Annotated in this window: 24 protein-coding genes and 1 tRNA gene; 23 read left to right on the forward strand and 2 right to left on the reverse strand. The window is 44.4% G+C overall.

Annotated features, from left to right (window positions below; all coding sequences use genetic code 11):
• Positions 1 to 25: 25 nt before the first annotated feature.
• The gene (locus OH461_RS02325; protein ID WP_270019024.1) at positions 26 to 817 is read right to left on the reverse strand and encodes an ABC transporter permease; all 792 of its coding nucleotides are present in this window, start codon (positions 815 to 817) and stop codon (positions 26 to 28) included.
• Positions 818 to 1,258: 441 nt separating this feature from the next.
• On the opposite strand from OH461_RS02325, the gene torE reads away from it, so the two are divergent.
• The 20 genes from torE to OH461_RS02425 all read left to right on the forward strand — a co-directional run bounded on the left by torE (position 1,259) and on the right by OH461_RS02425 (position 20,967).
• Positions 1,259 to 1,435: a trimethylamine N-oxide reductase system protein TorE gene (torE, locus tag OH461_RS02330; protein ID WP_260258830.1), complete on the forward strand. Its 177-nt coding sequence runs from the start codon at positions 1,259 to 1,261 to the stop codon at positions 1,433 to 1,435.
• Positions 1,436 to 1,485: 50 nt separating this feature from the next.
• Positions 1,486 to 2,670, forward strand: a complete 1,185-nt coding sequence (torC, locus tag OH461_RS02335; protein WP_270019025.1) for a pentaheme c-type cytochrome TorC — start codon at positions 1,486 to 1,488, stop codon at positions 2,668 to 2,670.
• 24 nt (positions 2,671 to 2,694) lie between these two features.
• Positions 2,695 to 5,151: a trimethylamine-N-oxide reductase TorA gene (gene torA, locus OH461_RS02340; RefSeq protein ID WP_270019026.1), complete on the forward strand. Its 2,457-nt coding sequence runs from the start codon at positions 2,695 to 2,697 to the stop codon at positions 5,149 to 5,151.
• Between the two features lie 203 nt (positions 5,152 to 5,354).
• On the forward strand, positions 5,355 to 7,094 hold the full coding sequence (locus OH461_RS02345) for a glycoside hydrolase family 36 protein (RefSeq protein WP_270019027.1): 1,740 nt from the start codon (positions 5,355 to 5,357) through the stop codon (positions 7,092 to 7,094).
• A gap of 105 nt (positions 7,095 to 7,199) precedes the next feature.
• A complete protein-coding gene (gene ruvC / locus OH461_RS02350; protein WP_270019028.1) occupies positions 7,200 to 7,721 on the forward strand; it encodes a crossover junction endodeoxyribonuclease RuvC in 522 nt (173 codons plus the stop codon).
• 106 nt (positions 7,722 to 7,827) lie between these two features.
• Positions 7,828 to 8,445, forward strand: a complete 618-nt coding sequence (ruvA, locus tag OH461_RS02355) for a Holliday junction branch migration protein RuvA (protein WP_270019029.1) — start codon at positions 7,828 to 7,830, stop codon at positions 8,443 to 8,445.
• A gap of 14 nt (positions 8,446 to 8,459) precedes the next feature.
• The gene (gene ruvB, locus OH461_RS02360; RefSeq protein ID WP_270019030.1) at positions 8,460 to 9,464 is read left to right on the forward strand and encodes a Holliday junction branch migration DNA helicase RuvB; all 1,005 of its coding nucleotides are present in this window, start codon (positions 8,460 to 8,462) and stop codon (positions 9,462 to 9,464) included.
• Between the two features lie 529 nt (positions 9,465 to 9,993).
• On the forward strand, positions 9,994 to 11,580 hold the full coding sequence (cydA, locus tag OH461_RS02365; RefSeq protein ID WP_270019031.1) for a cytochrome ubiquinol oxidase subunit I: 1,587 nt from the start codon (positions 9,994 to 9,996) through the stop codon (positions 11,578 to 11,580).
• A gap of 16 nt (positions 11,581 to 11,596) precedes the next feature.
• Positions 11,597 to 12,733, forward strand: a complete 1,137-nt coding sequence (cydB, locus tag OH461_RS02370) for a cytochrome d ubiquinol oxidase subunit II (protein WP_270019032.1) — start codon at positions 11,597 to 11,599, stop codon at positions 12,731 to 12,733.
• A 12-nt stretch (positions 12,734 to 12,745) separates the two neighbouring features.
• The gene (gene cydX, locus OH461_RS02375) at positions 12,746 to 12,853 is read left to right on the forward strand and encodes a cytochrome bd-I oxidase subunit CydX (protein ID WP_000270285.1); all 108 of its coding nucleotides are present in this window, start codon (positions 12,746 to 12,748) and stop codon (positions 12,851 to 12,853) included.
• Positions 12,846 to 13,148: a cyd operon protein YbgE gene (gene ybgE / locus OH461_RS02380; protein ID WP_270019033.1), complete on the forward strand. Its 303-nt coding sequence runs from the start codon at positions 12,846 to 12,848 to the stop codon at positions 13,146 to 13,148. The genes cydX and ybgE overlap by 8 nt, the downstream gene beginning before the upstream one ends.
• 149 nt (positions 13,149 to 13,297) lie before the next feature.
• A complete protein-coding gene (gene ybgC / locus OH461_RS02385; protein ID WP_270019034.1) occupies positions 13,298 to 13,732 on the forward strand; it encodes a tol-pal system-associated acyl-CoA thioesterase in 435 nt (144 codons plus the stop codon).
• Entirely contained in the window at positions 13,722 to 14,405 is a 684-nt protein-coding gene (gene tolQ, locus OH461_RS02390; RefSeq protein WP_270019035.1) for a protein TolQ, read from the forward strand. The genes ybgC and tolQ overlap by 11 nt, the downstream gene beginning before the upstream one ends.
• A gap of 3 nt (positions 14,406 to 14,408) precedes the next feature.
• Positions 14,409 to 14,852 (forward strand): protein TolR, encoded by a 444-nt coding sequence (gene tolR, locus OH461_RS02395; protein WP_270019036.1) that lies wholly within the window; start codon positions 14,409 to 14,411, stop codon positions 14,850 to 14,852.
• A 13-nt stretch (positions 14,853 to 14,865) separates the two neighbouring features.
• Positions 14,866 to 15,930: a cell envelope integrity protein TolA gene (tolA, locus tag OH461_RS02400; RefSeq protein WP_270019037.1), complete on the forward strand. Its 1,065-nt coding sequence runs from the start codon at positions 14,866 to 14,868 to the stop codon at positions 15,928 to 15,930.
• 15 nt (positions 15,931 to 15,945) lie between these two features.
• Complete coding sequence (gene tolB / locus OH461_RS02405; protein ID WP_270019038.1) at positions 15,946 to 17,298, forward strand: Tol-Pal system beta propeller repeat protein TolB; 1,353 nt, start codon at positions 15,946 to 15,948, stop codon at positions 17,296 to 17,298.
• A 34-nt stretch (positions 17,299 to 17,332) separates the two neighbouring features.
• On the forward strand, positions 17,333 to 17,848 hold the full coding sequence (pal, locus tag OH461_RS02410) for a peptidoglycan-associated lipoprotein Pal (protein ID WP_270019039.1): 516 nt from the start codon (positions 17,333 to 17,335) through the stop codon (positions 17,846 to 17,848).
• 15 nt (positions 17,849 to 17,863) lie between these two features.
• On the forward strand, positions 17,864 to 18,625 hold the full coding sequence (gene ybgF, locus OH461_RS02415; RefSeq protein WP_270019040.1) for a tol-pal system protein YbgF: 762 nt from the start codon (positions 17,864 to 17,866) through the stop codon (positions 18,623 to 18,625).
• A gap of 120 nt (positions 18,626 to 18,745) precedes the next feature.
• Positions 18,746 to 19,807: a quinolinate synthase NadA gene (gene nadA, locus OH461_RS02420; RefSeq protein WP_270019041.1), complete on the forward strand. Its 1,062-nt coding sequence runs from the start codon at positions 18,746 to 18,748 to the stop codon at positions 19,805 to 19,807.
• A 125-nt stretch (positions 19,808 to 19,932) separates the two neighbouring features.
• Positions 19,933 to 20,967, forward strand: coding sequence for a potassium channel family protein (locus tag OH461_RS02425; protein ID WP_270019042.1), 1,035 nt, complete (start codon positions 19,933 to 19,935; stop codon positions 20,965 to 20,967).
• A gap of 48 nt (positions 20,968 to 21,015) precedes the next feature.
• On the opposite strand, the gene OH461_RS02430 is transcribed toward OH461_RS02425, so the two are convergent.
• The gene (locus OH461_RS02430) at positions 21,016 to 21,588 is read right to left on the reverse strand and encodes a UPF0149 family protein (protein ID WP_270019043.1); all 573 of its coding nucleotides are present in this window, start codon (positions 21,586 to 21,588) and stop codon (positions 21,016 to 21,018) included.
• Between the two features lie 120 nt (positions 21,589 to 21,708).
• On the opposite strand from OH461_RS02430, the gene OH461_RS02435 reads away from it, so the two are divergent.
• From OH461_RS02435 to OH461_RS02445, 3 genes are all read left to right on the forward strand, one after another.
• On the forward strand, positions 21,709 to 24,132 hold the full coding sequence (locus OH461_RS02435) for a hybrid sensor histidine kinase/response regulator (RefSeq protein WP_270019044.1): 2,424 nt from the start codon (positions 21,709 to 21,711) through the stop codon (positions 24,130 to 24,132).
• A gap of 240 nt (positions 24,133 to 24,372) precedes the next feature.
• Positions 24,373 to 24,822: an L-alanine exporter AlaE gene (locus OH461_RS02440; RefSeq protein ID WP_270019045.1), complete on the forward strand. Its 450-nt coding sequence runs from the start codon at positions 24,373 to 24,375 to the stop codon at positions 24,820 to 24,822.
• A 144-nt stretch (positions 24,823 to 24,966) separates the two neighbouring features.
• Positions 24,967 to 25,054, forward strand: a tRNA-Ser gene (locus tag OH461_RS02445).
• Positions 25,055 to 25,249 lie beyond the last annotated feature (195 nt).

Consider the following 25,249-nt stretch of genomic DNA (forward strand, 5'->3'; position numbering starts at 1 on the left):
TGCCGTAGTTAGGGAAAATGACTGGTTAATTTTTGTACGTCGAAGTCAGTATTCGACCACTCGGGGTGATGTTGGTACGGATGGTTAGGCTCAAGGTAACGGCTACTGCGATGATCAACATGACAAAAATAGCGATCATAATCATTAGTTGATATTTGATCGCGACCATAGGACTTGCGCCCCCCAATATTTGCCCCGTCATCATTCCCGGTAAGGTCACCAAACCGCTAGTGCTCATTGTTGCCATTGAAGGTGCGATGGACTTTCTTATCGCGTCTCGCACAAAGGGTAGGGTAGCGTATTGAGGCGAAGCACCGAGTGAAATGGCGCCTTCATACTCTGCTTTACGTTGTTCAAAGCTCGAGAAAAGGTTTTGTAGCGCGACGATATTCCCGCTTAATGAATTACCAAGTAACATCCCGGCCAAAGGAATCAGATATTGCGCGTTGTAAAACGGAGTTGGTTTTACAACGGCCAGACAGATGAGAAAAAGCACGGGAGTTAGACCAACAAGAAGCCCAAGTGCGACAGAAGTAAAAATGGGTTTTATTGGTAACTGAGTTTTACTAATAATCGAGCTTGCGCCAATTAAAATCATTGCTGCAAGCCATAAAAGGTTGACTAACAGGCTATTAATTTCGAACAAAAACTCAAGGTAGACGCCGACAAGAATCAATTGCAAAGTCATGCGTGAAACGCTGATCATAAGTTCTTTTTCGATCTTTAACTGATAGTAGCGACTTAGCCCCAATGGTATTGTTAGTGTGGTAAAAAACAGCGCTAAAATAGGCCAAGGAATATCGACAACAGTCGTCATAAAATCTCTCCAATTTCCCGTTTCGTATTGTACCTCAATTTGAAGATCTATCCCGGAATACTAATTAGCGAATAACTCAAACTGCGCTATGCTGATAGTTTACATTTTTATAACAGTTGGTTGTTTTTGAATGAAAATTATTGCTATTCAACTCTCTATTTTGCCTGTTTTCCTGCGAGATATGGCTCGCAAAATGAGGCCGAGTTACCCCTAAAGTATTATTAATATTTTTTCATAAATGCACGCTTTTTTATACATGATTTTTTATTCAAACACATATCTGGATGACCTCAAAAAAGTGTTGGATAACAGACGGGATAAGGGAGTAATTGATTGAACCCTACTATTGGTATGGTCTAAAATTTTTAAATAGAAATAGTCAAACTTATAGCTTGATTATAAGAGCTATCCAATAACACAAAATACGCAATAGGCAAATGTATGAGTGATGTTAACAAAATTGAAAAAGGCGAGAAATCTTCGCTGGAGTGGAAGTCTTTCCTCTTCATCACAGTGGTTCTTTTTCCAATTCTAAGTGTGGCATTCGTAGGCGGTTACGGTTTTATCGTCTGGGCGCTACAAGTGTTCTTCTTTGGTCCTCCTGGCGTTCACGGTTAAGCCTTGACCTCCGACCGCACTTATAAATTAGAATTTTAAGAGAGCAAGTCATGAAAAATATGATTATTAAACTGTGGCGCACTATGACGCGTCCTGCGGTTCATATCAGCCTTGGTGTGCTGACTATGGGCGGCTTTGTTGCTGGCGTTATTTTCTGGGGTGGTTTTAATACGGCTTTAGAAGCGACTAACACAGAAGAATTTTGTATTAGCTGTCACACCATGCGTGACAACGTATACGTAGAGCTTCAAGAAACTGTTCACTGGAAAAACCACTCTGGTGTTCGTGCTACTTGTCCTGATTGTCACGTACCTCACAACTGGACAGACAAAATTGCACGTAAAATGCAGGCTTCTAAAGAAGTATTTGCACAAGTGTTTGGCAACTACGATGAAGAAGGCGTATTCGAAGAGCGTCGTATCGAACTAGCAAAACACGAATGGGATCGTTTCTCTGCAAACAAATCTCTAGAGTGTAAAAACTGTCACAACTACGAATCAATGGACTTTGATCTAATGTCTCCTACAGCTCGCATCCAGATGAAGCAAGCGGCAGAGAAAGATCAAAGCTGTATCGATTGTCACAAAGGTATCGCGCACAAACTTCCTGCGGGTATGGACAGCATCGGTGGTATCGTGGGCGAGCTAGAGCAATTGGCTTCTAGCACAGATTACTCTGTAGGTAACGCACTTGTGAGTGTTCGTCACCTTCCTATGTACTTTGATGATAAAGCGACACAAGAAGCGGGTCTTCTAAACCCAGCATCAACTGTAACAATGCTTGAAGAAAGCGGCGACATGATGAAAGTTGAGATTGACGGCTGGCGTAAAGCGAAAGGCTTTGGTCGTGTAATCCAAGAAGATTTCGGTATGAACATCGCAGTAGGCTCTCTATTGAAAGAAGCAGCACTAAGCGACGACGTGGTAGCGAAAGGCGAGAAGAAAGTTGATGAACTAACTGGTCTGCCTTGGGAAAAAGTAACCGCAACAGTTTGGATGAAGAAAGAAGCGATGCTTAATGACGTGACTCCTATCTGGGAGAAAGCGAGCGAGTCGTACAACACTAACTGTTCTGTATGTCACACTCAACCAGACGAAGCGCACTTCGATGCGAACACATGGCCTGGTATGTTTAACGGCATGCTTGCATTCGTTAACCTAGATACAGACAGCGAAGCGCTAGTACTTAAGTACCTACAAAAGCACTCTTCAGATTTTGTTGAAGGTCACCACTAATAAGCGTCATACGGAGTAATGAAAATGGCTATTACACGAAGAAGTTTTCTTAAAGGTGTAGCAACCACAAGTGCAGCGTCAGTAATTGGTCCAAGCTTATTGGCATCAGCATCAGCAAACGCAGCAGAAACAACGGGAACTTGGAAAGTTTCAGGTTCTCACTGGGGTGCATTCCGCGCCCACATCTACGGTGGTAAAGTTCAAGAGATTAAGCCTCTTGAGTCGGATACTAACCCGACAGATATGATCAACGGCATCAAGGGTATTATTTACAGCCCTTCACGTGTTCGTTATCCAATGGTTCGCCTTGATTGGCTGAAGAAGCACAAATACAGTGCTGAAACACGTGGTGACAACCGTTTCATCCGTGTTACTTGGGATGAAGCGCTTGATCTATTCTACCGTGAACTAGAACGCGTACAGAAAGATTACGGTCCTTGGGCACTGCACGCAGGCCAAACAGGCTGGCGTCAAACTGGTCAGTTCCACAGCTGTACCAGCCACATGCAACGCGCAGTGGGCATGCACGGTAACTACATCACGAAAGTAGGTGACTACTCGACGGGTGCAGGTCAGACAATTCTGCCTTACGTTCTTGGCTCTACAGAAGTTTACGCACAAGGTACTTCTTGGTCTGAGATCCTAGAGAACTCTGACAACATTGTTCTTTGGGCGAACGACCCAGTGAAAAACCTACAAGTAGGTTGGAACTGTGAGACACACCAATCGTTCCCTTACCTAGAGCAACTAAAAGAAAAAGTTGCGAAAGGCGAAATCAACGTTCTTTCTGTTGACCCAGTGAAGAACAAGACACAACGTTTCCTAGAGAACGATCACCTGTACATCAACCCGATGACAGACGTGGCGTTCATGCTTGCTGTGGCGCACGTGCTATACAACGAAGACCTACACGACAAAGAGTTCATTAAGACTTACTGTCTAGGCTTCGATGATTTCATCAAGTACGTTCAGGGTGAAACCAAAGATAAAGTGGTTAAGACTCCTGAGTGGGCCGCGGAAATCTGTGGCGTTAAAGCGGATAAGATTCGTGAATTTGCACGCATGTTAGTGAACGGTCGTACACAGATCCTGATGGGTTGGTGTATTCAACGTCAAGAGCACGGTGAGCAGCCTTACTGGGCAGCAGCGGTAGTTGCAGCGATGGTTGGTCAAATCGGTCTGCCGGGCGGCGGTATTTCTTACGGTCACCACTACTCAGGTATCGGTGTTCCTTCAACTGGCTTCGCGGCACCGGGTGGTTTCCCTCGTAACCCAGATGATAAGCCCAAGTGGGACAACAATGACTTCAATGGCTTTAGTAAGACAATCCCAGTTGCACGCTGGATTGACTGTCTACTAGAACCAGGTAAAGAGATTCGTTACAACGGCTCTAAAGTGAAGCTTCCGGGCTACAAGATGATGGTTATCTCGGGCAACAACCCTTGGCACCACCACCAAGACCGTAACCGCATGAAGAAAGCATTCAAACAGCTACAAACTGTAGTAACAATTGAATTTGCTTGGACAGCGACTTGTCGCTTCTCTGACATCGTTCTTCCTGCGTGTACTCAGTTCGAACGTAACGACATTGACGTTTACGGTTCTTACTCAGGTAAAGGTCTGATTGCAATGCACCGTCTAGTGGATCCATTGTTCCAATCTAAGACTGACTTTGACATCTTTACAGAACTAACACGTCGTTTCGGCCGTCACAAAGAGTACACTCGTGGCATGGATGAAATGCAATGGGTTCGTTCTCTATATGATGATTGTCGTGCTGCGAATAAAGCGAAGTTCGACATGCCAGAATTTGATCAATTCTGGGAAGAGAGCGTACTAGATTTTGGTGTTGGCCAGCCTTGGGTTCGTCACGCTGATTTCCGTAAAGATCCTGAGATCAACGCACTAGGTACGCCATCAGGCTTCATCGAAATTACGTCACGTAAGATCGGTCGCTACGGTTATGAACACTGTCAAGAGCACCCAATGTGGTTTGAGAAGACAGAACGTTCACACGGTGGTCCTGGCTCAGACAAATTCCCGTTCTGGCTACAGTCATGTCACCCAGACAAGCGTCTACACTCGCAAATGTGTGAATCGGAAGAGTTCCGTGCCACTTACGCAGTGAAAGGTCGTGAGCCTGTGTACATCAACCCAGCTGACGCGAAAGCGAAAGGCATTAAAGACGGCGATCTAGTACGCGTGTACAACGACCGTGGTCAGCTACTTGCTGGTGCTGTACTGACTGATAGCTACCCACGCGGTGTTATTCGCATCGAAGAAGGTGCATGGTACGGCCCTCTAAATGAGAAAGAAGGTGCTATCTGTACTTACGGCGATCCAAACACGCTAACAATGGATATCGGTTCATCTGAGCTAGCTCAGGCGACATCGGCAAACACTTGTATCGTTGAGTTTGAGAAATTCCGTGGTAAAGTGCCACCAGTTACCTCATTTGGTGGTCCAATCGAAATTAACTAAATTTCGATAGTGGATAAAAAGTGATAATGAATACCAGCTCTCGGGCTGGTATTTTTTTTATCTGTTTATTATAGAAATCTGGTACTTAGTAACTATTCGATTTGAAACGTGAAATACCTAACGTTTTGTATCACTGACAAAATAGACATCAAACTTACCCAATGCTGTAATACTTCTAAATGGATCAGTGTGTTGAGGTAACCATGCCAAACTCGATAGTGTTAGATTGTCAGGTCGAAGTTCATATCAGTAATGCGAACCTGAAAGCGACGTTGCAAGGGAACGAGTTGCACTTTTCCTACTCAGGCTTATCTAACGATCCTATCGGTTCAGATTACGCGCTATTTCACCTTGATACTGTTGTTGAGCAGCAAGCGACCTTGTATGGCGACGGTTTTCAGATGCTCGCGCAAACCAAAGGGCAATTAGACAATCTACAAGATATTGGTCGTTGTCCTGATAACAGCACGAGTTACCGAATCTACCCAGTTAACGCCCGTAAGCGCTTTTACAATTACTTAGTGATCGGCGATTCCATCGGCTACACCTTGTTTGGTTTTACCTCCTGCAACCGTTTTGCTGGTTATTTCTCGATAGCAGAGCAGGAAAATTTGAAACGTGTCACCGCCTATATTGATGGTGAGGAAACCTTGCCTCAACAATGGTCATCATTAAATCTTGAGTCGGTAGTGGTATTAAAGGACACGAACTTAAGCCGCCTGTATCAACGATACAGCCAAAGAATTGCTAATCATCACCCCATCAGAAACGGTGTGGTTGCACCTGCACCGACAGGGTGGTGCTCTTGGTATGCTTATTACGCCAATGTATCTGAGCACAAAGTACTGACCAACCTTGCAGCGATGGCTGAGCGCTTTCCTAAGCTTGACTATTTGCTCATTGATGATGGCTACCAAGCTTACATGGGCGACTGGCTGACACCATCAGATAAATTCACTTCAGGTGTTCAAACGGTCATCGAGAAGATTAAAGCGTTAGGAAAGAAACCCGCAATTTGGCTTGCGCCATTTATCGCACAAGCAGAGTCTGAACTGTTTAGGCAGCACCCTGATTGGTTTGTCCATAATGACAAAGGTGAGCCAATGAAAGCCGAGGAAGTGACCTACGCAGGCTGGCGCTGCACACCTTGGTATATTCTTGATATGACCAACCCAGATGTGCAAGAGCACATTACCCAAGTGGTCGCGCACATGCGTAATGAGTGGGGCATTGAGCTATTTAAACTGGACGCCAACTACTGGGGGACACTCAAAGGGATTCGCTATCAATCGGGCATCACTGGTGTTGAAGCATATCGAATGGGTATGGAAGCAATATCGGAAGGGGCAGGGGATGCGTTACTACTTGGTTGTAACGCACCTATGTGGCCATCACTTGGCTTAGTCGACATCATGCGCGTGAGTGATGATGTTGAACGGGATGAGCGTAGGTTCGAACAAATCGCAAAAGAGACATTTTTGCGTAGTTGGCAACATCGCCGCTTATGGCAAATTGATCCCGATTGCGCGACCTTTGTCTCGCTGCCAAATCAAGCAACGGAACGAAAGAGTTACGACTTCCATCGCACGGTATTGCTCGCCAGCGCAGGGACTTTGATGTCAGGCGATCCTCTCTGCGATTTGACGCCATTTGCCAAGCAAAGCCTTGATAAGCTCTTGATACGTCAAACCCGCAACCAAGACGCGGTGAAGTTTTCTTGTTTGAATTTACATCATGGTTATTTGCGTTTGACGCATAACAATGACCTACATTGCTTATTCAATTACCAACAACCCGCTCGCGAAGTGACTTTGACCGCTGATCATCCTGTCGATTGGCATGATTACTGGAGCGGCGAGAAGCTCAATCAAGAACCTGTAGCGGCGATAGAAGTCACGCTTGAAAGCGGACTAGCCGCAAGGGCAATACTCACTGTTGGCTAAAGGGTAAACATTGAACAGCCTCGCTTTTCGTGGGGGATGAGCTCTCGCCATTCTTTAGAGGCTGCTATACACTACGGCAATAACAGTTAGTGAGTAAGGTTATTAATGTCTATCATCTTGGGTATCGACCCAGGTTCTCGTATCACCGGCTATGGCGTCATTCGTCAACAAGGCCGTCATTTGCAATACCTTGGCAGTGGCTGTATCCGAACTTCAGAGAAAGAGCTGCCAGGTCGTTTAAAGCAAATCTTTGCGGGTGTCTCTGAAATCATCACGCAGTTTCAACCTGATGTTTTTGCGATTGAGCAAGTCTTTATGGCGCGTAATGCTGACTCTGCTCTAAAGCTTGGGCAAGCACGAGGCAGTGCTATCGTCGCGGCAGTGAATGCCGACTTACCAGTACATGAATACGCTGCTCGTCTGATAAAGCAAGCGGTAACAGGCACTGGTGGCGCAGACAAAGAACAAGTGCAGCATATGGTGCAACAAATGCTCAAACTCCCTGCAAGACCTCAAGCCGATGCTGCAGATGCATTGGGTGTGGCGATTTGTCATGCCAATACTAACAAAACCTTAGTGGCACTAGCAGGTAAAGCAACGGGCGCGCGTCGCGGACGTTATCGTTAAGCCTTCCTCTATTGTTGGGTAGTCGGATTTTTACTGGCTATCCATCCAGTTATTGATTATCATCATTCCATTATTATTCAAACCAGCAATTTCAAAAGGTCTCTTTGTGATTGGACGTCTACGTGGTATTTTGCTTGAAAAACAACCGCCTGAACTATTAATTGAAGTCAACGGTATTGGCTATGAAGTTCAAATGCCAATGAGCTGTTTCTATGAGTTACCCAATGTCGGCGAAGAAGCCATCATTTATACCCATTTTGTCGTTCGTGAAGACGCGCAGTTACTGTATGGCTTTAATACCGTTAAAGAGCGCGCGTTATTCCGTGAAGTTATTAAAGCCAATGGTGTTGGGCCTAAGCTGGGTTTAGGTATTTTGTCGGGCATGACTGCAAGTCAATTTGTTGCCAGTGTCGAACGCGAAGATATCTCCACATTAGTAAAACTGCCGGGTGTGGGTAAGAAAACAGCAGAGCGCTTAGTGGTTGAAATGAAAGACCGCCTCAAAGGCTGGAGCGCAGGCGATCTGTTTACGCCATTTACTGACGCTGCGCCGATTGATAGCGTACCGCAAGCGACAAATACCAATGCTGAAGAAGAAGCAATCAGTGCTTTACTTGCGTTAGGTTATAAGCCTACTCAAGCTTCAAAAGTGATTGCTCAGGTATTGCAGCCTGATATGAGTGCTGAAGAGCTGATTAAGCATGCTCTAAAATCCATGGTGTAATAGGAAAGATTTGAATGATTGAAGCCGATCGCCTCATCGCTCCAGAGAATCCGGTCTTTAAAGACGAGGACGTTATTGATAGAGCAATTCGTCCTAAGAAACTGTCAGATTATGAAGGCCAAGATCACGTGCGTGATCAGATGGAAATTTTCATCAAAGCGGCCAAATTACGTGAAGAAGCACTCGACCACTTATTGATTTTTGGTCCTCCTGGCTTGGGTAAAACCACATTAGCTAACATCGTTGCCAATGAAATGGATGTCAACATCCGTACCACCTCGGGCCCAGTGCTAGAAAAAGCGGGAGATTTAGCCGCACTATTGACCAATCTTGAAGAAAATGACGTACTATTCATTGATGAGATACATCGCTTGAGCCCAATGGTAGAGGAGGTGCTCTATCCAGCGATGGAAGACTACCAATTGGATATTATGATTGGTGAAGGACCGGCTGCTCGTTCGATTAAAATCGATCTGCCGCCTTTTACTTTGATTGGGGCGACAACACGAGCTGGCTCACTGACTTCGCCTTTGCGTGATCGTTTTGGTATCACTCAGCGATTGGAATACTACAAAGTTGAAGATTTACAGCATATCGTTCAAAGAAGCGCTGATTGCCTTGGTTTATCCATGGAAGCCGATGGTGCATTGGAAGTTGCGCGTCGAGCACGGGGTACTCCGCGTATTGCAAACCGTCTGTTGAGACGAGTACGTGACTACGCAGAAGTTAAATCCAACGGACATATTAGCGCTGAAATCGCAGATAAAGCCCTGAATATGTTAGATGTCGATGCCAAAGGCTTCGATTATATGGACCGCAAACTGCTGTTAGCGATAATGGAAAAATTTGGTGGTGGCCCGGTAGGGATTGATAATATGGCCGCGGCTATTGGTGAAGAGCGTGATACAATTGAAGACGTGTTAGAGCCGTATCTAATCCAACAAGGCTATCTACAACGCACCCCTCGCGGGCGAATTGCGACAGATAGAGCATATTTACATTTTGGAGTAGATAAATAGAATTTTCCTAGTGCTATTTATTTTGCGCAGCTAAGTATTTATAAGTAAATACAACAGATTATGAATACTTAGCTTTTTGCCATTAACAAAATAGCTTTGCACGTAAGTCATGTGTTTCAGGTCACATTTATTAAATTTGTCCAATTTATATATAAGTAACCTTTTATCGTTGAATGTTAATACCTTTCGCGCTTTTTCACCCTCTGTGAGTCGCATTTTCACCATTTAGTCACCTGAATACTCCTCTACAATTGATCTGCATCAATGTGATGCTTTTTTGCTCAAAACTCAGAAATCATACTTGATCTAGATCAAAGCGAATTTTCCCTATAAACCTTTTGAAACAAGCGGGTTTTCCAAGTAATATTAGTCATAGCTATATTAGCTGATGCTTAACAATTAACTAACCAATGTAGTACATATTTGCAACAAATATGTTTTCTTATAAACATTTCTCGAAAACGTTCAACTTTCGAGATTGGAAGCAGAAATGTAGAGCGTGTCATTCAGCCGACACATAGGAGTTATCATGATTGACATTGTTGATCTGTCGCGGTTGCAGTTTGCTTTAACAGCGATGTATCACTTTTTATTCGTACCTTTGACTCTAGGTATGGCTTTCTTATTAGCCATCATGGAATCAATGTACGTAATGACGAACAAGCAAATCTATAAGGATATGACCAAGTTCTGGGGTAAGCTGTTCGGTATTAACTTTGCCCTTGGTGTTGCCACAGGCTTAACCATGGAATTCCAGTTTGGTACTAACTGGTCTTACTATTCTCACTATGTCGGTGACATCTTTGGTGCGCCGCTAGCCATTGAAGCCCTTGTTGCTTTCTTCTTAGAATCCACTTTTGTCGGGTTATTCTTCTTTGGTTGGGATCGACTGTCGAAACGTCAACACTTAGTTGTAACTTGGTTAGTAGCACTAGGCTCTAACTTCTCGGCACTTTGGATCCTTGTTGCAAACGGCTGGATGCAAAACCCAGTTGGCGCTGAATTTAACTTTGAAACCATGCGTATGGAAATGGTGAGCTTTGCTGAGGTTGTTCTTAACCCAGTTGCTCAGGTTAAGTTCGTACACACAGTAGCATCTGGCTACACGTGTGGTGCAATGTTTATTCTTGGCATCAGCTCATGGTACTTAATTAAAGGCCGTGACGTTGCATTTGCGCGTCGTTCATTTGCAATCGCTGCTTCTTTTGGTATGGCAGCAATCCTTTCTACTATCGTTCTTGGCGACGAATCAGGCTATGAGCTTGGTGAAGTACAAAAAGTAAAACTAGCAGCTGTAGAAGCAGAATGGCACACAGAGCCAGCTCCAGCCGCGTTTACTGTTTTTGGTCTACCTAACCAAGAAACAATGGAAACGGATTACGCAATCAAAATCCCTTACGTGATGGGTATCATTGCTACGCGTTCATTCGATGAGCAAGTTACGGGTATCCATGACCTTCGTGAAGAGCACGTAGAGCGTATTCGCACTGGTATGTACGCATACGAACTACTAGAGAAGCTACGTGCAGGTGAGAAAACGCCTGAAAACATGGCTGCGTTCGACGAAGTAAAAGGTGACCTAGGTTACGGTCTACTTCTTAAGCGTTACACAGACAACGTTGTGGATGCGAGCGAAGACCAAATTCAAGCGGCTGCGGATGATTCTATCCCTACTGTTTGGCCTCTATTCTGGTCATTCCGTATCATGGTTGCTTGTGGCTTCATCATGCTATTCGTATTTGGTGCTGCGTTTATTCAAACGTGTCGTCAGAAAATCGAACAGAAACCTTGGGTTCTTAAGGCAGCACTTTGGAGTATTCCACTTCCATGGATTGCGATTGAAGCAGGTTGGTTTGTAGCAGAGTACGGTCGTCAACCATGGGCTGTAGGTGAAATCCTTCCTGTTCACGTAGCGGCATCTTCTCTAACTGCTGGCGAAATCTGGACATCTCTATTCGTGATTCTAGCGCTTTACACAGTATTGTTGGTTGCAGAAGTATACCTAATGCTGAAGTTCGCTCGTAAAGGTCCTAGCAGCCTGAAAACAGGCCGTTACCACTTTGAGCAAAACGCTGACTCTGTAGAAGACAAAGTTAGCCGCCAAGTAGAAGCGTAAGGTAAGGAGATACATTATGTTTGATTACGAAATCTTGCGACTTATCTGGTGGGTACTGATCGGTGTTCTGATGGTAGGTTTCGCAATTACTGATGGCTTTGATATGGGCGTTGGCGCGCTTGTACCTGTAATCGGTAAAAATGACACTGAGCGTCGTGTAATGATTAACTCGATTGCTCCTCACTGGGATGGTAACCAAGTTTGGCTTATCACGGCGGGTGGTGCGCTATTCGCTGCATGGCCTCTTGTGTACGCGACTTCATTCTCGGGTTTCTACCTAGCAATGATCGTAACACTGGCTGCGTTATGGCTGCGTCCGGTTGGTCTTGATTACCGTTCGAAGATTGAAGACCCTCGCTGGCGTAATGCTTGGGACTGGGCAATCTGTGTAAGTGGTTTTGTACCACCAGTTATCTTCGGTGTAGCGTTTGGTAACCTTCTGCAAGGTGTTCCATTTAAGCTAAGCGAATTTATGATGCCAACGTACCACGGCACATTCTTTGAACTGCTAAACCCATTTGCTCTGCTTTGTGGTCTAGTAAGCTTGTTCATGATTGTGATGCAAGGTGCAGCATGGCTTCAAATGAAGACAACAGACGAAGTTCACGCTCGTGCACGTAACGTCGCGCAAATTGCTGGTCTACTGACGGTTGCTCTATTTGTTGCTGGTGGCTTCTGGATTCAGTCTATCGAAGGTTACGTTATCACTAGCGTTATCGATACTAACGCAGCATCTAACCCACTTAACAAAGAAGTGGTACGTGAGATGGGCGCTTGGATGAACAACTTCGAGACATACCCGCTAATGTGGGCGGCACCGGCTCTTGGTGTGGCAATGCCACTACTTGCTGTGCTTGCATCTCGCTTTGAGAAAGGCGGCTTTGCTTTCCTATTCTCAAGCTTGGGTAACGCTGGTGTTGTACTAACGGCTGGTTTTGCAATGTTCCCATTCGTAATGCCGTCAAGCGAGGTGTACAGCCATAGTTTGACAATGTGGGACTCAACTTCATCTGAGTTGACGTTGAACCTAATGACAGCTGTTGCGGCTGTGATGGTTCCTATTATCCTTGGCTACACAACTTGGACTTACTACAAGATGTTTGGTCGCTTGGATAATAAGTTTATCGAAGACAACAAAAACTCACTTTACTAAGGAGCATTTACTATGTGGTATTTCGCATGGATTCTAGGTGTACTACTTGCTTGTGCATTCGGTATCATCAACGCTCTTTGGCTAGAGCACACAGAAATGATGGACAAAGACAGTGAGTAATCTCGCTGACAAGGTGGCATGCTTGCATGCCCCTATGGATAAGGCTCTACTTAGAGCCTTATCGCTTATTTTAGGCTTTTTCCATGTTGCTATGGTGATGTGGGACCCAGAAGCATACTCATTTGCAATCGGTGGTTTTAATAGTGTCATTTCGCCGCTAATGATTTGGGCTATTTGCTCAAGCATGGTGTATGGACTCTCTTTTAAGCCTCATAGCTGGTATTGGCAAATTCTATTTAGCCCATACTTTAGTCTGTCGATTTTGAGTTACCTTACTTACGCCTACTTTACGTAAGCAAAGCGCTTAAAATAACGTCATATTGTCATCTAATAACGCCAGTTTTTATAAACTGGCGTTATTTTTTTGGGGGGCATCTTAAATCGTTCAATCCTACTTGCACAAAATTCAATGAGATGCGTTATAGTAACGGCTTATTTGTAAGAATGTCGGACGAGCTAGTGCAATCATCCCAAAATGCCTTTGAATGGCCGGTAACGGTTTACTATGAAGACACTGACGCAGGTGGCGTGGTGTACCATTCAAACTATCTAAAGTACTTTGAACGAGCACGAACTGAGCTTTTGCGCTCGGTTAATGTTTCGCAACACTCTCTTTTGGTACAAAATACGGGTTTTGTAGTCCGACACATGGATATCGACTTTTTACAGGGCGCGCGACTTGATGATCAGCTCACTGTGAAAACCACCATTTCTGAACTTAAAAAAGCCTCCCTTACTTTCTGTCAGGAGATCGTAAATCCTGATGGCAAAACATTGTGCAGAGCAATGGTTAAGGTAGCATGTATCGACAATCAAAGGATGAGGCCTAAGGCTATCCCTCAATCAATAATTACGGAGTTTTCTGCTAGTGACCGCTGATATTTCAATCCTTGACCTATTTTTACAAGCCGGTTTAACGGTAAAGGTGGTCATGTTACTTCTTCTTGGTATGTCTATTGTTTCTTGGGCAATGATCATTAAGCGCAGTAAAGCACTTTCTCAAGCCGCAAAAGATGCCGAAGCTTTTGAAGACAAATTTTGGTCAGGTAACGATCTCTCCGTACTCTACCAAGCGGTAAAAAAGCGCAAAGATGAGTTAACAGGCACAGAAGAGATTTTCTACTCTGGTTTTACCGAGTTTGCACGCTTACGTAAATCAAATGCGACATCACCAGACTTCATTATGGAAGGCACAGGCCGAGCGATGCGTGTCGCTGTCGCGCGTGAAGTTGACGATCTTGAAACAAACTTACCTTTCCTTGCTACCGTTGGTTCAATCAGTCCATACATTGGCTTGTTCGGTACCGTGTGGGGCATCATGCATGCCTTTATCGCCCTAGGTGAAGTTAAGCAAGCGACACTTGCAATGGTCGCGCCAGGTATCGCTGAGGCGTTGGTCGCGACAGCGATGGGTCTATTTGCTGCAATCCCTGCGGTAATGGCATACAACCGCTTAAGCAACAAAGTTTCTAAGCTAGAACATAACTACGCGACCTTCTCAGAAGAATTCCACAGTGTGTTACACCGTCAGGCTATGGCGGGCAGGGAGTAACACATGGCCGGTTATCAACGTAAAAAGCGGAAGATGACAGCCGAGATCAACGTTGTACCTTATATCGATGTGATGTTGGTACTGTTGATCATCTTTATGGTGACTTCTCCGTTCGTTACCCAAGGTGTGGAAGTTGAGCTGCCTCAAACTGAGTCAGCGCAATCCGCACAAGAAATGGCTGGAGACAGTGATGCTAGCTTTATTATCGTCGAAATTGATCGTGATGGTAATTTAGGTCTGAGTGTCAACGATGAGGAAGTGATGCGCGGTATTTCTTTGCAAGACTTAATTGTTCGAGTAAAAGCGGAGCTGAGCATCAATCCTAAATCGCCCGTGGCTGTTGGCGGAGACGCTGCAACGCCATACGCTGACATCGTATTGTTATTGGATGAACTAAGTCGCGCCGGTATCCCGAAAGTAGGGTTACTGACTGACATTAAGGAATAAGTTCAATTACTCCATGAAAGATACAAGAAAAAAATCAAACAACTTAGGCACGCCGATAGCCATCTCGGTCGCTTTGCATGCGGCTCTAGTTGTTGCTCTGATTTGGGGTACGGATTTCACTATGTCTAAACCTGAGCCGGTAGGGCGTATGGTTGAGGCTGTGGTGATTGACCCTGCTTTGGTTCGTCAACAAGCTCAGCAAATTCGTAGTCAAAGAGAAGCTGCGGCTAAGAAAGAGCAGGCACGTCTTGATAAGTTGCGTCGAGAAAGTGAGCAGCTAGAGAAAAACCGTAAAGCTGAAGAAGAACGTATTCGCAAGCTAAAAGAGCAGCAAGCAAAAGAGGCGAAAGCGGCCCGCGAAGCAGAAAAGCAGCGGGTGCAAAAAGAGAAAGAACGTAAGGCTGAAGAGCAACGTGTTCAAAAGGAAAAAGAGCGCGCGGCTAAGCTAGAAAAAGAGCGTAAAGCGAAAGAAGAAGCGGTTCGTAAAGCGGAAGAAGAACGCAAAGCGAAAGAAGCAGCAGCTGCGAAAGCAGAACAGCAGCGTATTGCCAAAGAAAAAGCGGCAAAAGAAGCTGAAGAAAAAGCGCGTAAAGAGCGTGAAGCTGCGGCTAAAGCGGAAAAAGAGCGCATAGCGAAAGAGAAAGCGGCCAAAGAGGCGGCAGAGAAAGCCCGTATAGAGAAAGAGCGTTTAGAGGCTATCGAACGTGAGCGTAAAGAGCAAGAAGCCGCTTTAAATGACATTTTCGCCGGCTTAGAAACGGAAAACCAGCAAAATAGCCAAGCGAAAGGTCAATTTGTGGCAAGCGAAATTAGCCGCTACGCTGCAATATATACGGAGCTGATAAAACAAAATCTTAGGGTAGAGGAGTACTTTCGGGGAAAGTCTTGTCGAGTTAACTTGCGTTTGATTCCTACCGGGTCGGACGCGCTAGTTGGCGATCTTAGAGTGTTAGAGGGCGATAGCCGCGTTTGTTCGGCAACAAAACGTGCGGTCGCTCAAGTACCTAGTTTTCCACTACCGACAGATCGAGATGTAGTGAATAAACTAAAAGACATCAATTTAACCGTTGAACTTTAATTAAAGGATTAGCTTGTGTTAAAGCGACTTATATTAGGATTAACGCTCGTCTTGGCGAGTAGCGTTCAATTTGCTAATGCAGCACTTGAACTGGTCATCACCGATGGTATCGACTCTGCACGTCCAATCGCGATTGTGCCTTTCAAATGGGAAGGGAATACGCCATTACCGCAAGACGTCTCTGGCGTGATTGCTTCAGATTTACAGCGTAGTGGTAAGTTTAGCCCTGTTGCGACCAGCAAAATGCCGCAAACGCCTTACAATGAGAGTGAAGTAAATTTTGAGACATGGACTCAACTTGGCGTTGATTCATTATTAACAGGCACTATTTCTCAAAATGCAGACGGTAGCTATGCTATTAATTACCAGCTTATCGACGTTGCACGTGGTCAACTAACCAAAGGCCAAAGTAAAGCGTTAGGTGAGGACGGTGAATTGGTTCTATCTAAAGACCATGTTCTTTTTAATAAGCGTGCGACTGTCCCTGCAAAGCGTTTACGTGAATATGCGCACCGTATCGCAGATTTGGTATATGAGCAGCTAACGGGTGATCGTGGTGCATTTTTGACTCGCATCGCCTATGTAGTGGTTAACGATAAAGACTCGTATCCGTATCAATTACGTGTTGCTGATTATGATGGTTACAATGAGCGCTTGGTTTTGCGCTCTAAGCAGCCGTTAATGTCGCCGTCTTGGTCGCCTGATGGTAAGAAGTTAGCGTATGTTAGCTTCCAAAATGGCCAAGCAGAAATCTACGTGATGAACATTTACACAGGTGAGCGTGAGAAACTCACGTCATACCCGCGTCATAATGGTGCGCCAAAATTCTCGCCTGATGGTAAAACGTTAGCTTTGGTATTGTCGAAAACAGGCAGTTTGCAGGTTTATACGTTCGACATCAAATCACGTAAATTGACGCAAATAACGCGTGGCAGATCAAATAATACAGAACCATTTTGGCATCCCGATGGAAAATCATTGATTTTCACTTCGGATCGGGGTGGTAAACCACAGATTTATCGAGTAAATTTGGCAGACGGGGCTACGAGTCGTATTACGTGGCAAGGCAGTCAAAACTTGGGGGGACAAATTACCCCTGATGGTCGCTTCTTAGTGATGGTTAATCGCAGCAATTCTGGATTTAATCTTGCAAAGCAAGATTTAGAAACAGGCTCGGTGCAAATTTTAACTAAAACACTGTTGGACGAATCACCAAGTATTGCTCCAAATGGCGGAATGGTTATCTATAGTTCTATCTATAACAAAGCAAATGTGCTGTCGATGGTTTCTATAGATGGGCGTTTTAAGGCTCGACTACCGGCAACAAATGGGCGCGTCCGTGCACCTGCGTGGTCACCGTTTTTGTAGCAAATAAGTATCAATAATTAAGGAAATCATAACAATGCAACTGAACAAAGTTCTTAAAGGGCTACTAATTGCACTACCAGTTCTAGCGGTAACGGCGTGTAGCTCGAGCAACGACGCAGCAAATGCTTCTGGCTCGGAAACTAACAACGGCTCTTCTAACACAGTAGCGACTCCGATTGATCAAGTTGGTCAACTATCTGAGCAAGAGCTAAAAGAAGCAGCAATGAAAGCTTCAACTATCTACTTCGCATTCGATAACGCAACTATCGACAGCGATTACGAGAAAGTTCTAGCTCTACACGCAGCTTACCTAAGCACTAACCCTGCTCACAAAGTAACTATCGAAGGTCACGCAGATGAGCGTGGTACTCCTGAGTACAACATCGCACTTGGCGAGCGTCGTGCACAAGCAGTATCTCTATACCTACAAGCACTAGGTGTAACTGCAGATCAAATCTCTATCGTTAGCTACGGTGAAGAGAAACCTCTTCTTCTAGGTCAAACTAACGAAGCATACGCTAAGAACCGCCGCGCAGTTCTAGTGTACTAATTCGGGGATGACCTGATGTTCAGTAACTTAAAGCAAGTTTTTACGCTTACGTTACTGGCAAGTGCAGCGAACCTAGCGTTCGCTGCACCAGCTCCAGTATCAGATATTGGTAGCAGTTCCAGTAGCTCTTCATTCTCTTCCAACGAAACCGACGTCCAACGTTTAGAACGCCTTCTAGAAAATCGCAATCGTGTTCAACTTCAAATGCAGCAGCAATTGAATGATATGGCGCTTGAGATCAGCGAGCTACGTGGACAAATCGAAAAGAATAATTACGACATGCAGCAAATGTTGCAGCGTCAGCGCGAGCTGTTTATTGAACTCGATAAAGTTCGTAATCAAGCACCTGCAGTTGTACCTCAAGAACAACCTGCAGAAAATAGCGCAACGGAAGGCACGTTTACGACGAATGTCGATGAGCAAACTGCGTATCAAAACGCCGTTGATCTCATTTTAGAAAAACGTGACTACAAAGGTGCAATCGAGGCCTTTACTCAATTCCAAAAAGACTTTCCGAATTCTAGTTTTACCCCAAATTCACACTATTGGCTTGGCCAGCTCTATTTTGCGAACAAGCAAGATAAAGAAGCCGTTAAGAGCTTTGCCGCTGTTGTCGCGTACAAAGACTCAAATAAGCGAGCTGATGCGTTGGTGAAACTGGGTGATATTGCTGAGCGAAACAGCAATTCAGAGCAAGCGAACAAGTATTATCAGCAAGTGGTATCTGAATACCCCGATAGTGCTTCAGCTAAAATTGCTCAAGAAAAACTCAAATAATAAAAAGAGATGCTTATGCATCTCTTTTTATATTCTTGGCTTGCTTTGAATGCACTTTGATTCTTGACGTCGATCGGAGTTACAATACTCGGATTAACGGAAGTTGCGTAGAGCAAAGCAATGAGTCACATTCTAGATACAATCGAAACTGTTTATCCTTTTCCTCCTAAGCCAACGCCTCTCTCACAAGAACAAAAACAGGCGCACATCGAAAACATTAAACAGCTTTTGAAAGAAAAAGACGCGGTACTTATCGCGCACTACTATACCGATCCTGAAATCCAAGCTTTGGCAGAAGAAACCGGCGGTTTTGTCGGTGATTCACTTGAAATGGCCAAATTTGGTAACCGTCATCCGGCGAGCACTCTGATCATCGGTGGTGTTCGTTTTATGGGGGAATCTGCAAAGATTCTCACACCTGAAAAGCGCATTCTTATGCCAACTCTTGAAGCGGAATGTTCGCTTGATTTGGGTTGCCCAGCAGATAAGTTTACCGAGTTTTGTGATGCCCATCCTGACCATACTGTCGTGGTGTACGCGAATACTTCTGCAGCGGTGAAAGCGCGTGCAGATTGGGTGGTAACGTCAAGCATCGCATTAGAGATCGTTGAGCATTTAGACGCGGAAGATAAGCCTATTATCTGGGGTCCAGACCGCCATTTAGGTTCTTACATTGCCAATAAAACAGGTGCTGATATGCTGTTGTGGCAGGGCGAGTGTATTGTGCATGATGAGTTTTCTGCAGACGCATTACGTAAGATGAAATCGGTTTATCCTGATGCTGCTATTTTAGTGCACCCAGAGTCGCCAGCAAGCGTGGTTGAACTAGCGGATGCAGTAGGTTCGACGAGCCAGCTTATCAAAGCCGCGAAAGAACTTCCTCATCAGCAGATGATCGTAGCAACGGACAAAGGCATTTTCTTCAAGATGCAGCAGCTTGTTCCAGAGAAAGAGCTGATTGAAGCGCCAACAGCGGGCGCAGGTGCAACATGTCGTAGCTGTGCACACTGTCCTTGGATGGCAATGAATGGCTTACATGCTATCGAAAAAGCGTTGAAAGATGGCGGTGAAGAACATGAGATTTTTGTTGATGATGAGCTTCGCGTGAAGTCGCTTATCCCACTGAATCGTATGCTAGATTTTGCCGAAGAACTGAATATGCAAGTTAAGGGTAACGCGTAATTACCCCAAAACGTAAGAGACCAGCCCTATGGCTGGTCTTTTTTTTATCAAGACATTACCAAACGGTTATCAAACCCAACACCATTTGCTATAAAAAGATTGGATACAGATAAAAAGGAAGGTTCATGGGGATTTGGCTCTATTTAAAAAGAAAGATTCAGGCAAATCTATTTACCATCACCAATCGCAACTTATTACTATTGTTACTGCTCTATCTTGCAGTGTGTTGGTCCTTGCTTATTTGGGCTGGGGAATATGAGCTGACCTCTAGCTTTGGTCAGTTTGTTTACTATTTGATGGTGACAGCATCGACGGTTGGTTATGGTGATTTCTCGCCGCAATCCGATATAGGTAAGTGGGTGGTTGCGCTTATTGTTATCCCTGGAGGGCTAGCACTGTTTGCTGCTTTGTTAGGGAGAGTCGCGACAGGGCTTATCGATTACTGGCGTGCCGGAGTGTTAGGGAAGAGGAAAGTGAGTGTGAACGATCATATTTTATTATTAGGCTGGAATGGCCAACGTACCTTGCATATGATTCGTATGCTACAACATGAAGAAGAGGGCAATCGTCCGATTGTGCTTTGCTCTCGTTCGGATATTGAAAATCCACTCCCTGGCGAAATTGAGTTCGTTAAAGTGAGTAGTTATACCGATAGTCAAGAGATGACGAATGCGCGTATCGCAGACGCTAGCTGCATTATCGTCGATAACCTTGAAGATGACATTACTCTGTCTTCAGCTTTGTATTGCTCCAACATCAATCCTGATGCCCATTTAGTGGCTTACTTCAAAGATGAGGCGTTGAGTGCGCTTCTAAGCCAACATTGTCCAAATGCTGAATGCATCCCTGCGGTAGGTGCAGAAATGCTCGCGAAGGCGGCGGTAGACCCAGGATCAAGTGCATTGCACCAAGAGCTACTCGCTTCAACGCGCGGAATGACTCAGTACTCGACTTTTTACCCTAAAAACGCGAGCGAAACCCATGTCGAGCAGGTGTTCATGTTTATGAAGCGAGACTATCAAGCAACGCTAATCGCGATTCAGGCTGAACAAAATATTGAGCTTAACCCTGATCTCAACGTAGCCATTACTCCGGGTACGAAGTTGTTTTATATCGCTGATGAGCGGATAGAAGACTTTAAATGGGATAGGTTAAAATAGAAAAAGGGCTTCATATCTGAAGCCCTTTCTAGATTAAATACGAACTGCTTATGCGTTAGCTTCAACCAGCTGTACGCCACGCATGGTTAAGCCTGATAGCATGGTCGGCATAGCGTTGAAGATCTCTTCAAACTGCTCAAGGCCTTCAATACCTTGCTCTGCTAGCGTGGCAATTGAGGTCTCAGGATCGTACAGCATGCTAAGAGAAAGCAATACGCCACCTAATAGGGCATTGTCTTCACTCTGCTCTGGCATGATTGATTCCCAATCATCACGTGCAAGTTGCCAGCCTTGAAGTAGCCCCTCGCAGAAATCACGAGTTTGCTCTGAAACGATCTCTTCTTCGTCTAACTCACAACCATCCGGCCATTGCCAAGTGTTGTTGAGTAACGCTGGGCGGTATTCATTCCAAATCGCAATAATTTGCTCGATGTAGCTCTCTAGCTGTTCACCATCTTGAAATGGTGCGACTTCTTCACCACCCCATAAGAATGGTAGCCATTCATGAGGGTCTAAGGTGTGAGGCGCGGCTGCCATAGCGGTAATAAAACCGCGAGATTTCGCTTCATTAATCAGTTTATCTTGCAGCTCTGGCAAAGAAAGAAGTTGTTGTAGTATCAAAATGGTTACCGATAGCTAGATTCAAAAAAACAATAGTAACAGCACCAATCACACAAAAATAGGTTGCTGTTACCAACTATTGACTATAATTTTTCATAAACATCAAAAATTCAGTTGGTTATGGAAATACGATCTTCGCTCAAAAGGAAAAGCATTTTAGCTTTGGCGGCTTACCTCGCTATAGTATTAGCGACGGTAGGTACGGTGAGTTATTTAGTGGTTGAACCGCCAATTCGCGATCAATTGGTGCAAAATCTCGATTCCCGAACCAAAATCATTTCTAGCCAAATTGAGGCCCCACTCAATAGCTCACTTGGGATACTACAAAGTATCGTTAGTATTGGTAATACGGGCAGATCTCAATCGTTACAAGCAGAGATGCTTCATTCTCTCTTTTCTGTCGTCGATGGCGTTGCCGTCAGTGGTGGTTTGTGGCCAATTCCATATTCGGTTGATCAACAAACGCCATACAAAAGCCTCTTCTTCAATCGTGCGAGTGATGGGGTAGTGGATCAGATCTACTCTTGGGATAATCCACAATCTGGTGGCTACGATAATGAGGCTTGGTATACTTCAGTGGTCGATAAACCTTTGGGAACAGTCAGTTGGTCTCCTGTCTATATTGATCCGTTCACGCACGTACAAATGATCACAGCGTCTGCCCCTTATTATGTTGACGATAAGTTTGCTGGAGTTGCGACGATAGATGTCGCATTAGTCAGTTTGGTTGAGTTCGTTCGCCTCCATGCAGAAGAGCATAACTTAGGTGTCGTGGTACGTGATGGCTACGGTGATGTGATTACAGAACACAATTTCCAAATCACTAAAGACATCTATATTAGCCGTAATCAATTTGGTCAGTTCAACTGGAATATTGATGTCGTAAACGCCAAACGCTTAGTGACTGAACAAGTCTATGACTTGGTGGGTAAGGTCGAATTTGGCTTAATGCCAATCATGATCATCTGCGTGCTTTTGGGTTACGTGGTGATTAACCGCTATTTAATTGAGCCTATCGCGATTATTGCAAAAAAGGTGGATGACTCAAAAGAAGGCGGCATCATCGATTTTAGCTATCAAAGCAAGGATGAAATCAAACATCTGATTGATGCATTCAACCAAAAGACCGTCTTTCTGGAGCAAGAGAAGCGAAAAGCGCAAGCTTCAACGAAAGCGAAAAGTGCTTTCTTAGCCACGATCTCTCACGAGATTCGTACTCCAATGAATGGGGTATTGGGTACGGCGCAAATCTTGTTGAAAACCGATTTGGATGATGAACAGCGTAAGCACCTGAAAACGCTATACGATTCAGGGGATCACATGATGTTGCTCCTCAATGAGATATTGGACTTTTCAAAGATAGAGCAAGGCCATTTAGAGTTAGAGCGCGCTGAGTTTCCACTTGAATCTATTATTGGCAGTATCAACAGTGTGTATTACACCTTGTGCTCTGAGAAAGGATTGGAGTTTAAGATTATTAACCACGTGGAGAAAGAGCGTTGGTACCGCTCGGACAAAGCACGTTTAAGACAGGTGCTATTCAATCTCCTAAATAACGCGGTTAAATTTACTGCTTCAGGTTCGGTTGAAGCGCATTTTGATGAAGTCACCGTCGATGGCCGAAATTTCTTGAACATTAAAGTAAAAGATTCTGGCATCGGCATTGATAAGACCGCTCAGCATAAAATCTTCAACCCGTTTGAACAGGCGGAGTCTTCAACCACTCGACGCTTTGGTGGCACAGGGCTTGGCCTTGCGATTGTGAAACAAATTACCGAGTTGATGGATGGTGATATTTCGTTGCAAAGCACCGTAGGGGCGGGCACAACCTTTGATATTCTACTTGATATGGAAATTTGCCCACCGGGTGAATTAGAAATAGTAGAACATCGCAAGCTTGATTACACCGGCTTAAAAGCGTTGATCGTTGAAGATAATAGAACCAACACTATCATCATCAAAACATTCATGAGCAGTAAAGGCTTTGAATGTCATTGCGTTGAAAATGGCGAAGCAGCTGTTCAAGAAGTCGAAAGTGGACAATACGATCTGATTTTAATGGACAATCATATGCCAATAAAAGATGGCATTACCGCGACGAGCGAAATTAGAGCGCTTAAGTCCAAGCAAGCCAATACCCTCATTTTTGGTTGTACTGCTGATCTATTTAAAGAAACGCGAGAAAGGATGTTAGTCGCTGGTGTGGATTACATCATTTCTAAACCTATCAATGAAAAAGAACTCGATGATGCCTTACATCGATACTCTAGCAAGCTCTATCAATTTGGTTCGGTCTCTACTTCCAAAACTGTGAAAGATGATTTCAATACAGAACAGCAACTTATCTCCTTATATATTGCGGTGGAAGACCAACTTTATGATGAAGTCTCCCGAATACTTCATGTGATTTTGGAGCATGTCGTTTCGGTAGCTCATGATTCTACTGAGAACCTGATCGCATTAATTTCATCTCTGCTCGAAGATAAAGAGCTTCCAACCGCACATCAACTCGATGTTCTTACGGTTCTCCTCAAAGATTACTGAAAATAAATTACATTTTTGGTTCAACTTACAATGAATTCTAGAGGGAACGGCTAATAGTAGTCGTTTTCTCTAGTTTTATTTTCAAAACCAGTGCTTTATTTACCAAACTTACTCAAAAATAGAATCTAAATCTAATATTTTCATGCTCTAATAGCGCAACTAACTGCCATGATCGTATAATTATGGTGATTTATATTGTTCTTTGTTGTAGTTAATAGTGATTTGTTTTGAGGTTTTGGTATGAAAGTTCGTGGTCCTTTCTGTATTCGCCACGCTGCAGCAGATACGTTTGCCATGGTGGTGTTTTGCTTTATTTCTGGCATGATCATAGAGATCTTTGTTTCGGGTATGACGTTTGAACAGTCGTTAGCGTCGCGAACGTTATCGATCCCCGTAAACATTGCCATCGCATGGCCATACGGCTTTTTTAGAGATTTCGTGTTGCGACAGGGTGAAAAGCTGTCTGCTTCAAGTCGTATGAAAAACCTCTCGGACCTCGTTGCTTACGTTTTATTTCAATCGCCAGTTTATGCGGGCATTTTGTTAGTTGTAGGTGCATCTTCGGATCAAATCATGACGGCTGTTGCCTCTAATGCAGTGGTATCGTGCGGAATGGGCGTGGTTTATGGTTACTTCTTAGATATGTGCCGTAAATGGTTCAAAGTGCCGGGTTACTACTCTCAAGTGTAGCTGGTGGAATGTTCGTCACATCAGTTACTCCGTAACCAGTTAGCTCACCTTATCGTGATTTTTTCCCGTTAAGGGTTGACCTAACTGGTTATAATCATTAAATTAGCGCCTCGTTAGCCGACAGCGCTAACCAAAATTTGATTCGGTGAGTTGTCCGAGTGGCTGAAGGAGCACGCCTGGAAAGTGTGTATACGGCAACGTATCGAGAGTTCGAATCTCTCACTCACCGCCACATTCTTGAAGAAAGACGTCTTAGGACGTCTTTTTTTATGCCTGTTGTTTCCCATCAATACTAGATAGTTTCGCTGCTGACATTCTAATTCGGTCAGTTCGTTATTTAACCTTATTATTAGGTTTTGCACTTGTCTTAAATCTTTGAGTATCAGATACTCTTTTCCCAATAAATCATGTGGTTAAACCGAGTAAC

It is taken from the genome of Vibrio sp. LaRot3 (genome assembly GCF_027587025.1).
Taxonomy (GTDB): domain Bacteria; phylum Pseudomonadota; class Gammaproteobacteria; order Enterobacterales; family Vibrionaceae; genus Vibrio.

Bases quoted from the DNA above. Each gene is read 5' to 3' on its own strand.
- OH461_RS02325 (WP_270019024.1), bottom strand. From the start codon at position 817: ATGACGACTGTTGTCGATATTCCTTGGCCTATTTTAGCGCTGTTTTTT.
- torE (WP_260258830.1), top strand. From the start codon at position 1,259: ATGAGTGATGTTAACAAAATTGAAAAAGGCGAGAAATCTTCGCTGGAG.
- torC (WP_270019025.1), top strand. From the start codon at position 1,486: ATGAAAAATATGATTATTAAACTGTGGCGCACTATGACGCGTCCTGCG.
- torA (WP_270019026.1), top strand. From the start codon at position 2,695: ATGGCTATTACACGAAGAAGTTTTCTTAAAGGTGTAGCAACCACAAGT.
- OH461_RS02345 (WP_270019027.1), top strand. From the start codon at position 5,355: ATGCCAAACTCGATAGTGTTAGATTGTCAGGTCGAAGTTCATATCAGT.
- ruvC (WP_270019028.1), top strand. From the start codon at position 7,200: ATGTCTATCATCTTGGGTATCGACCCAGGTTCTCGTATCACCGGCTAT.
- ruvB (WP_270019030.1), top strand. From the start codon at position 8,460: ATGATTGAAGCCGATCGCCTCATCGCTCCAGAGAATCCGGTCTTTAAA.
- cydA (WP_270019031.1), top strand. From the start codon at position 9,994: ATGATTGACATTGTTGATCTGTCGCGGTTGCAGTTTGCTTTAACAGCG.
- cydB (WP_270019032.1), top strand. From the start codon at position 11,597: ATGTTTGATTACGAAATCTTGCGACTTATCTGGTGGGTACTGATCGGT.
- cydX (WP_000270285.1), top strand. From the start codon at position 12,746: ATGTGGTATTTCGCATGGATTCTAGGTGTACTACTTGCTTGTGCATTC.
- ybgC (WP_270019034.1), top strand. From the start codon at position 13,298: ATGTCGGACGAGCTAGTGCAATCATCCCAAAATGCCTTTGAATGGCCG.
- tolR (WP_270019036.1), top strand. From the start codon at position 14,409: ATGGCCGGTTATCAACGTAAAAAGCGGAAGATGACAGCCGAGATCAAC.
- tolA (WP_270019037.1), top strand. From the start codon at position 14,866: ATGAAAGATACAAGAAAAAAATCAAACAACTTAGGCACGCCGATAGCC.
- pal (WP_270019039.1), top strand. From the start codon at position 17,333: ATGCAACTGAACAAAGTTCTTAAAGGGCTACTAATTGCACTACCAGTT.
- ybgF (WP_270019040.1), top strand. From the start codon at position 17,864: ATGTTCAGTAACTTAAAGCAAGTTTTTACGCTTACGTTACTGGCAAGT.
- nadA (WP_270019041.1), top strand. From the start codon at position 18,746: ATGAGTCACATTCTAGATACAATCGAAACTGTTTATCCTTTTCCTCCT.
- OH461_RS02425 (WP_270019042.1), top strand. From the start codon at position 19,933: ATGGGGATTTGGCTCTATTTAAAAAGAAAGATTCAGGCAAATCTATTT.
- OH461_RS02435 (WP_270019044.1), top strand. From the start codon at position 21,709: ATGGAAATACGATCTTCGCTCAAAAGGAAAAGCATTTTAGCTTTGGCG.
- OH461_RS02440 (WP_270019045.1), top strand. From the start codon at position 24,373: ATGAAAGTTCGTGGTCCTTTCTGTATTCGCCACGCTGCAGCAGATACG.